This window comes from Kribbella albertanoniae (assembly GCF_004348455.1).
GTDB lineage: Bacteria > Actinomycetota > Actinomycetes > Propionibacteriales > Kribbellaceae > Kribbella > Kribbella albertanoniae.
Genome location: NZ_SMKA01000530.1, coordinates 1 through 1293 on the forward strand (window position 1 = coordinate 1; position 1293 = coordinate 1293).

A 1293-nucleotide genomic window follows, 5' to 3' on the forward strand; every position below is an offset into this window, starting at 1 on the left:
GCCACCCAGTCATGGGATTCAGTATCGACCTCCCGGGCAGCCGATGTCTCGATGTCGCGATTCTTGGGACATGACGGTAGGGTGTCCTAAGAATAGAGACATTAGGACATTGGGGCGATGGCACTCTTCAAGACACCTGACCTTTCATCCGAGGATGAGCGTGTCCTCCGGCAGATCCACGATTATCGAGCCGAGCTTGCCGACATCCTGCGGATGCCACGGCGCTGGGCCGGCGGGCTCCGGCGCAGCATGCTGGCGCGGGCGATCCAGGGCTCGAACAGTATCGAGGGGTACGACGTCCGGCTCGACGATGCTGTGGCCGCCTTGGACGACGAGGAGGCGATGAGCGCCGACGAGCAGACCTTCGCCGAGATCCGCGGCTACCGGCAGGCGCTCGGCTACGTGCTGGCGATGGCGAAGGACGCGGACTTCCGGCTCGATGTGTCCGCCGTGCGTGGCATGCACTTCATGATGCTCAGCCACGATCTGACGAAGAGTCCGGGCAGCTACCGGCAGGGCACGGTCTACGTGCTGGACGAGACGACCGGCGACACCGTCTACGAAGGTCCGCCGGCCGATCAGGTGCCAGGGCTGGTCGCGGAGTTGATGGACGAGCAGCAGGCCCGCTCCGCGGCGGACCCGTTGGTATGTGCGGCGATGGCCCATCTGAATCTGGTCATGATTCACCCGTTCCGTGACGGCAACGGACGGATGGCGAGAGCGTTGCAGACTCTGGTCCTGTCGCTCGGTGGCATCGCGGAGCCGGCGTTTTCCAGCATAGAGGAGTGGTTGGGCGGCAACACCCAGGACTACTACCGGGTGCTCGCGGCGACTGGTGCGGGTGGCTGGCACCCGGAGCGATCCGCTGCGCTCTGGGTCCAGTTCAACCTCCGGGCGCACCATATCCAGGCGCAGACCCTCCAGCGTCGGTACGACGAAGCGGGCAAACTCTGGGTGGCGTTCGACGACCTTCTCAGCCAGCACGGGTTGGAGGACCGGGTTGCCGACGAGTTGTTCGATGCATCGCTCGGCTTCCGGATCCGCCGATCGACGTACGTCCGGCGAGCGGGAATCGAGGAGCGGACCGCGAGCCGCGACTTCGCGAAGCTGACGGACCTCGGTCTGCTGCGTCCGGTCGGTGAAACCAAGGGACGGCACTACATCATGGGCGACCGCCTCGCAGAGCTCGTCCAGCAGATGCTGTCGACGCGCGAGTCCCTGGTGGATCCGTACCCCTGGATGCGTGAGCGTCTGGCCGCCGTACCTGCTGGTGTTCGGTAGTTGTCGGTGGGG

Annotated in this window: 1 protein-coding gene; it reads left to right on the plus strand. The window is 65.2% G+C overall.

Going from position 1 to position 1293, the window contains the following annotated elements; all coding sequences use genetic code 11:
* The first annotated feature begins 117 nt into the window (after positions 1 to 117).
* Positions 118 to 1281: a Fic family protein gene (locus E1261_RS44810; RefSeq protein ID WP_132416470.1), complete on the plus strand. Its 1164-nt coding sequence runs from the start codon at positions 118 to 120 to the stop codon at positions 1279 to 1281.
* Positions 1282 to 1293: the final 12 nt, after the last annotated feature.